This window comes from Pseudomonas sp. G5(2012), assembly GCF_000408945.1.
In the GTDB taxonomy this organism is placed as follows: Bacteria; Pseudomonadota; Gammaproteobacteria; order Pseudomonadales; family Pseudomonadaceae; genus Aquipseudomonas; species Aquipseudomonas umsongensis.
Window position 1 is genome coordinate 1 of the sequence record NZ_APIO01000184.1, and the last position, 7,568, is coordinate 7,568.

Sequence of the window (7,568 nt, forward strand, 5' to 3'; positions counted from 1 at the left end):
GGGCGCACACAAAAAAGGCGTCCCGAGGGACGCCTTTTTCATCAGCATGGGAAAACTGCAGCGTTTTCCCATGATGATCGGCCTTAGGCCTTTTTCGCACCGAAAGCACCGAAACGGTCTGCGAAGCGCTGAACGCGGCCGCCAGTGTCCAGAGTCTTCTGCTTACCGGTGTAGAACGGGTGGCATTCGTTGCAAACGTCGATCGCCAGGGCTTTGCCGAAGGTCGAACGAGTTTCGAACTTGTTGCCGCAGCTGCAGGTAACAGCAACTGCTGGGTATTCTGGATGGATATCAGCTTTCATGGTGTCTTCCTCGGGCTAGCGTGCCGCCACCCAACACTATTGTTGAATACCGCACGTAATTAGGCCGCGGATTCTACCAGACAATGCCAATCACGCAAGCTGTCCCTCAAACCGGTCGTCTGCTAGGCTCCCGGCCCTGAGTCATCCTTTGTACCGTCTATCGAGATCCCCCCGCGTGCCCGACGCCATTTTGCGCCTCGCCCTGCCTTCGCCCCTGCGCCGCCTGTTTGACTACCGGGCGCCGGCTGGCGTTCTGCGTGCGCAGTTGCACCCCGGTATGCGCTTGCGGGTGCCGTTCGGCCGGCGGGAGATGATCGGGATTCTGGTGGAGGTCGCCGACACCAGCGAAGTGCCGGCGGAAAAACTCAAACCCGCCCTCGCACTGCTTGACGCAACTTCGCCCTTGCCGCCCGCGCTGTTCAAGCTTTGCCTGTGGACCTCGCAGTATTACCAGCATAGCCTCGGCGACACCTTGAGCTGGGCACTGCCGGTATTGCTGCGCCAGGGCGAACTGGCTGAGGCGCGCCAGGAGCGCTTCTGGTCCGCTGCGCCGGGCGCCAGCCTCGATGACCCGCGCATCGCCCGCGCCCCGCGCCAGCGCGAAGCCCTGGCAACGCTGGCCCAGCACCCCCACGGCGTTGCCCATCAGCTATTGAGCAAGCTGATGCTGAGCAAGGACAGCCTCGACCTGTTGCTGGCCAAGGAACTGGTCCAGGTCGACATTCGCAGGCACGCCCCCGGAGCCCGGCATGATCACTGGCTGGCCCAACCGGAGCTGCCGCTCAACCCGGAGCAACGCGCCGCCTATGAAGCGATTCGCTCAGGGTTCGACAGTTATCATGCGTTTCTGTTGGCCGGTGTCACCGGCAGCGGCAAGACCGAAGTCTATCTGCAGCTGATTCGCGAAACCCTGGAGGCCGGCAAGCAAGCACTGGTACTGATCCCGGAAATCAACCTCGGCCCGCAGACCCTGGCGCGCTTCGAGCAACGTTTCAACGCGCGTATCGCGCTGATTCACTCGGCGGTCAATGATCGCGAACGTCTCGAGGCCTGGCTCGCCGCCCGCGATGGTGAAGCCGACATCATTATCGGCACCCGCTCGGCGCTGTTCACGCCGATGAAAAACCCGGGGCTGATCATCATCGACGAAGAACACGATGGTTCCTATAAACAGCAGGAAGGCTTGCGCTATCACGCCCGCGACCTGGCGCTGGTCAGGGCACGCCAGGAAAACATTCCGATTGTCCTGGGCTCTGCCACGCCCTCACTGGAAAGCCTGCACAACGCCTACACCGGCCGGTATGGCCTGCTGCGGCTGAACGAGCGTGCCGGCGGCGCCAAACAACCGCGCTTCCTACGCCTGGACGTGAAAAGCCGTCCACTGGACAGCGGCATTTCCGGGCCCATGCAACAAGCCATCGGCCAGACCCTCGCTGCCGGCCAGCAGGTGCTGGTGTTCCTCAACCGCCGCGGCTTTGCCCCAACCCTGCTGTGTCATGACTGCGGCTGGATGTCCGAGTGCCAACGCTGCGATGCGCGCATGACGGTGCACCAGCGCTACGGCGAACTGCGTTGCCATCATTGCGGCTACGTCGAACGCGTACCGCGCCAGTGCCCCAAGTGCAACAAGGTCGACCTGCGCCCCGTGGGGGCCGGCACCGAACGGGCCGAGGAACGCCTGGGAATCCTGTTCCCGGACTATCCGGTCTTGCGGGTCGACCGCGACAGCACGTCGCGCAAGGACGCGATGAACCAGTTGTTCGCCACCATCCACAAAGGGCAGCCGTGCATCCTGGTCGGCACGCAGATGCTTGCCAAGGGCCACCACTTCCCACGGGTCACCCTGGTGTCGATCCTGGATGCGGACGGCGGGCTGTTCTCCGGCGACTTCCGCGCCAGTGAGCGCATGGCGCAACTGATTGTCCAGGTCGCCGGTCGAGCAGGCCGGGCGGAAGAGCCGGGCAAGGTGATCATCCAGACACACCTGGCCGACCACCCGCTGCTGGTGCAGTTGACCGAACAGGGTTACTTCGCCTTTGCCGAGCAGGCCTTGAGTGAACGTCGCGCAGCCGGCTTGCCGCCGTTTGCGCATTTGGCATTGCTGCGCGCCGAGGCCCACAAGCCCGGACAGGCCGAAGGGTTCCTCGATGAGGCCTGCAGCGAGGCCGAGCGCTTGCTCGCCGAACAGAATCTGAGCGCAATCGAACTGCTCGGGCCGGTACCTGCACCGATGGAGCGACGCGCCGGGCGTTATCGTGCCCAGTTGTTGTTACAGGCTACGGCCCGGGCACCGCTGCACCGGTTGCTTGCCAGCTGGCTGTTGGTGCTGGAGCAGATGCCAAGCGGGCGGGCGGTGCGCTGGTCGCTGGATGTCGATCCCGTCGATTTGTATTGATCGCAAGTCGCCTTCGCGAGCAGGCTCGCTCCCACAGGGGTTAAGGTGAATGCAGAGTTTATGCACACCCTTGATCTACTGTGGGAGCGAGCCTGCTCGCGAAGGGGCCCGATTTGTCACCGCATATCCATAACCTGCCAGCCATGGTTGGCAAGGTCGCCTCGGCAACGGATAATGCCCAGTTTTTCCACCAGCGCATTGATGCGCCGCCGCGCCTGCGGTCGAAAGAGAAGACCATGAAAGACACCATTCGCCAGCTGATCCAACAAGCCATCACCCAACTCGTCAACGAAGGTGTGTTGCCTGAAGGCCTGTCGCCGGCGATCCAGGTTGAAAACTCTCGCGACAAGAAAAACGGCGACTTCGCCAGTAACATCGCCATGATGCTGGCCAAGCCTGCGGGCATGAAACCGCGCGACCTGGCGGAAAAAATCATCGCGGCCCTGCCGGCTGACGAGAACGTCTCGAAGGCCGAAATCGCCGGCCCTGGCTTCCTGAACTTCTTCCAGAACACCCAGGCCTTGGCCACTCGCCTGGACGCCGCCCTGGCCGATGAACACATCGGCGTACGCAAGGCTGGCCCGGTACAGCGCACCGTGGTCGACCTGTCGGCACCGAACCTGGCCAAAGAGATGCACGTCGGCCACTTGCGCTCGACCATCATTGGCGACGGCGTAGCCCGCGTATTGGAATTCCTCGGTGACGAAGTGATCCGGCAGAACCATGTCGGCGACTGGGGCACCCAGTTCGGCATGCTGATGGCTTACCTGCAGGAAAACCCGATCACCAGCGACGAACTGTCGGACTTGGAAAACTTCTATCGCGCCGCCAAAGGGCGCTTTGACGAATCCGAAGAGTTCGCCGACCGCGCCCGTGGCCTGGTGGTCAAGCTGCAGGCTGGCGATCCCGATTGCCTGGCACTGTGGACCAAGTTCAAGGACATCTCGCTGTCCCACTGCCAGAAAATCTACGAGCTGCTGAACGTCAAGCTGACCATGGCCGACGTGATGGGCGAAAGCGCCTACAACGACGACCTGATCAATGTGGTCAACGACCTGAAGGCCGCCGGCATGCTGGTCGAGAGCAACGGCGCCCAGTGCGTGTTCCTCGACGAGTTCAAGAACGCCGACGGCGACCCGCTGCCCGTGATCATCGTCAAGGCCGACGGAGGCTACCTGTACGCCACCACCGACCTGGCCGCCGTGCGCTACCGCAGCGGCACGCTCAAGGCCGATCGCGCCCTGTACTTCGTCGACCAGCGTCAAGCCCTGCACTTCCAGCAAGTGTTCGCAGTCGCCCGTAAAGCGGGCTTCGTGACGCACCCGATGGAAATGGAACACATGGGCTTCGGTACCATGAACGGCGCTGACGGTCGCCCGTTCAAGACCCGTGACGGCGGCACCGTGAAGCTGATCGACCTGCTGACAGAAGCCCAGGAGCGCGCCTACACACTGGTGAAGGACAAGAACCCGGAGCTGGCCGAAGCCGAGCTGCGCAACATCGCCAAGGTGGTGGGTATCGGTGCGGTGAAATATGCCGACCTGTCCAAGCACCGCACCAGCGACTACAGCTTCAACTTCGACCTGATGCTGAACTTCGAGGGCAACACCGCCCCGTACCTGCTGTACGCCTACACCCGCGTGGCTGGCGTGTTCCGCAAACTCGGCAAGGACTTCAGCGAAGTCGAAGGCCAGATCGTTCTCGAAGCCCCGCACGAACTTGAACTGGCGGCAAAACTCGCGCAGTTTGGCGAGGTGCTGAACAACGTTTCCGAGAAAGGCACCCCGCACATCCTCTGCACCTACCTGTATGACGTCGCCGGCCTGTTCTCCAGCTTCTACGAGAACTGCCCGATCCTCGCCGCCGATACCCCGGAACAAATGCAGAGCCGTCTGCGCCTCGCCGCGCTGACCGGACGCACTCTCAAACAAGGCCTGGAACTCTTGGGCCTGGAAACTCTGGAGCGTATGTAAGTTGGCTGCCAAGAAAAAACCTGCACCCAAGCGTGGCGCCAGCCGTTACCAAGCTCCAGCGAAGCAACCGATCCCGGGATGGCTGTGGATGGCCATCGGCCTGACGGTCGGTGCTTTCATCGTATTCCTGATGAAGCTGGAGCCCGGCAAGGGCAGCGACACGGTCAAGCGCGAGAAAGTCGAGCAGCAACAGAAAGCCACCAAGATCGCCGAGGCCAACAAGACCCCGCCGAGTCCGACGCAACCGGTGAAGCCGAAATACGACTTCTACACCCTGTTGCCGGAATCGGAAGTGATCGTGCCACCGGATGCCGTGCCGGAAAAAACCCTGCCGACGCCGCAGGTACCGGCCATTCCGACAACGCCGGTTACACCGGCGGAAGCGGCGAAGATCGATACCGCCCGTGCCCAGGCAGCGCTGGCGGGCATTACGCCGCCGCCAGCGCCACCGGTGGCCAAGGCCGCACCGGTGACCAAGTTCTTCCTGCAGGCCGGATCGTTCCGCAAGGAGGCTGACGCGGACAAGGTGCGGGCGCAAATCATCCTGCTTGGCCAGGCGGTGGCGGTTGAATCGGGTACGGTGAAGGACGAGACCTGGTATCGGGTATTAGTGGGTCCGTTCAGTAACCGTGAGCAACTGACCACGGCACAGAAACAACTGGCCGGCGCCGGCTTCAGCAATTTGTTGTTACAACAACGCCAGAATCGCTGATTCCACCAAGGCCGCTGATCGTTCCCATGCTCCGCGTGGGAATGCAGCCCGTGACGCTCCGCGTCACTGGACGCGGAGCGTCCCTTGAGGCGTTCCCACGCGGAGCGTGGGAACGATCACCGCTGCGCAACACCACTCGTCTCCTGCCAACACCCACAGTTGAAATCCACTCCACCACCCCCATATGAATGGGCATACGGCATTTTCGCCCCGCAGCGTGGAGACTCTTCCCTTGACCACCATCGTTTCAGTTCGCCGCCACGGCAAAGTCGTCATGGGCGGCGACGGCCAGGTTTCCCTTGGCAATACCGTGATGAAAGGCAACGCGAAAAAAGTTCGTCGCCTGTACCACGGCCAGGTCATTGCCGGTTTTGCCGGTGCCACCGCTGACGCCTTTACCCTCTTCGAACGCTTCGAAGGCCAACTTGAAAAGCATCAGGGTCACCTGGTACGCGCCGCTGTCGAGCTCGCAAAGGAATGGCGTACCGATCGTTCCCTGAGCCGCCTCGAAGCCATGCTCGCGGTTGCCAACAAAGACGCCTCCCTGATCATCACCGGTAACGGCGACGTGGTCGAACCCGAAGAAGGCCTGATCGCCATGGGTTCCGGCGGCGGTTACGCCCAGGCCGCCGCCAGCGCACTGCTGAAGAAAACCGACCTGTCGGCCCGGGAGATCGTCGAGACCGCTCTCGGCATTGCCGGCGACATCTGTGTATTCACCAACCACACCCAGACCATTGAGGAGCAGGACTGCGCCGAGTAAGCCTGATTTGGCCCCGCGCCACGGCTCATTCTTGCTTGAGGTCCATTAAATATTATGTCCATGACTCCCCGTGAAATCGTCCACGAACTCAATCGCCATATCATCGGCCAGGACGATGCCAAGCGCGCCGTCGCCATTGCCCTGCGCAATCGCTGGCGCCGCATGCAGTTGCCTGAAGAACTGCGAGTTGAAGTCACACCCAAGAATATCCTGATGATCGGCCCGACCGGTGTCGGCAAGACCGAGATCGCACGTCGCCTGGCGAAACTGGCCAACGCGCCTTTCATCAAGGTCGAAGCCACCAAGTTCACCGAAGTCGGCTACGTCGGCCGTGATGTCGAATCGATCATTCGTGACCTGGCCGATGCCGCGATCAAGCTGCTGCGCGAACAGGAAATCGTCAAAGTGCGCCACCGCGCCGAAGACGCTGCCGAAGAGCGCATCCTTGACGCCCTGCTGCCTCCTGCACGCATGGGCTTCAGCAGCGACGACGCCCCGACCCAGGACTCCAATACCCGCCAACTGTTCCGCAAGCGCCTGCGCGAAGGCCAGCTGGACGACAAGGAGATCGAAATCGAAGTCGCCGAAATGGCCGGCGTCGACATCTCCGCGCCACCGGGCATGGAAGAAATGACCAACCAGCTGCAGAGCCTGTTCGCCAACATGGGCAAGGGCAAGAAGAAAGCCCGCAAGCTCAAGGTCAAAGAAGCGCTGAAGATGGTGCGCGACGAAGAAGCCAGCCGCCTGGTCAACGATGACGAGTTGAAAGCCAAGGCCCTGGAAGCAGTCGAACAGCACGGCATCGTGTTCATCGACGAAATCGACAAGGTCGCCAAGCGCGGCAACTCCGGCGGTGTCGATGTATCCCGCGAAGGCGTGCAGCGCGACTTGCTGCCGCTGATCGAAGGCTGCACCGTCAACACCAAGCTGGGCATGGTCAAGACCGACCACATCCTGTTCATCGCCTCCGGCGCCTTCCACCTGAGCAAGCCAAGCGACCTGGTGCCGGAGCTGCAAGGTCGACTGCCGATCCGTGTCGAACTCAAGGCCCTGAGCCCGGAAGATTTCGAACGCATCCTCAGCGAGCCCCACGCCTCGCTCACCGAGCAATATTGCGCGCTACTGAAAACCGAAGGCCTGGGTATCGAATTCCTGCCGAGCGGGATCAAGCGCATTGCCGAGATCGCCTGGCAGGTCAACGAAAAAACCGAAAACATCGGTGCGCGTCGCCTGCACACCTTGCTTGAACGCCTGCTGGAAGAAGTGTCTTTCAGTGCCGGCGACCTGGCCAGCGTCCATGATGACAAGGTAATCCAGATCGACGCCGACTACGTCAACAGCCACCTGGGCGAATTGGCGCAGAACGAAGACCTGTCCCGTTATATCCTGTAGGTCATGTGATTCCTTGTAGGAGCCGGCTTGC

At 61.8% G+C, this 7,568-nt stretch carries 6 protein-coding genes; 5 read left to right on the plus strand and 1 reads right to left on the minus strand.

The features are described from left to right. Positions 1-83: 83 nt before the first annotated feature. Positions 84-302, minus strand: coding sequence for a 50S ribosomal protein L31 (gene rpmE, locus PG5_RS32075; RefSeq protein ID WP_008047849.1), 219 nt, complete (start codon positions 300-302; stop codon positions 84-86). A gap of 175 nt (positions 303-477) precedes the next feature. On the opposite strand from rpmE, the gene PG5_RS32080 reads away from it, so the two are divergent. From PG5_RS32080 to hslU, 5 genes are all read left to right on the plus strand, one after another. Next, complete coding sequence (locus PG5_RS32080; protein ID WP_020801245.1) at positions 478-2,697, plus strand: primosomal protein N'; 2,220 nt, start codon at positions 478-480, stop codon at positions 2,695-2,697. 236 nt (positions 2,698-2,933) lie between these two features. Then, a complete protein-coding gene (argS, locus tag PG5_RS32085; protein WP_033044373.1) occupies positions 2,934-4,670 on the plus strand; it encodes an arginine--tRNA ligase in 1,737 nt (578 codons plus the stop codon). 1 nt (position 4,671) lies between these two features. Further along, entirely contained in the window at positions 4,672-5,382 is a 711-nt protein-coding gene (locus tag PG5_RS32090; protein ID WP_008058118.1) for an SPOR domain-containing protein, read from the plus strand. A gap of 232 nt (positions 5,383-5,614) precedes the next feature. After that, positions 5,615-6,145 carry an ATP-dependent protease subunit HslV gene (hslV, locus tag PG5_RS32095; RefSeq protein WP_020801247.1) on the plus strand — a complete coding sequence of 177 codons (531 nt, stop codon included), beginning with the start codon at positions 5,615-5,617 and terminating at the stop codon, positions 6,143-6,145. 54 nt (positions 6,146-6,199) lie between these two features. After that, positions 6,200-7,537, plus strand: a complete 1,338-nt coding sequence (hslU, locus tag PG5_RS32100; protein WP_020801248.1) for an ATP-dependent protease ATPase subunit HslU — start codon at positions 6,200-6,202, stop codon at positions 7,535-7,537. Positions 7,538-7,568 lie beyond the last annotated feature (31 nt).

Coding starts and splice junctions, on each gene's coding strand:
- hslU (WP_020801248.1), top strand. CDS start 6,200: ATGTCCATGACTCCCCGTGAAATCGTCCACGAACTCAATCGCCATATC.
- rpmE (WP_008047849.1), bottom strand. CDS start 302: ATGAAAGCTGATATCCATCCAGAATACCCAGCAGTTGCTGTTACCTGC.
- argS (WP_033044373.1), top strand. CDS start 2,934: ATGAAAGACACCATTCGCCAGCTGATCCAACAAGCCATCACCCAACTC.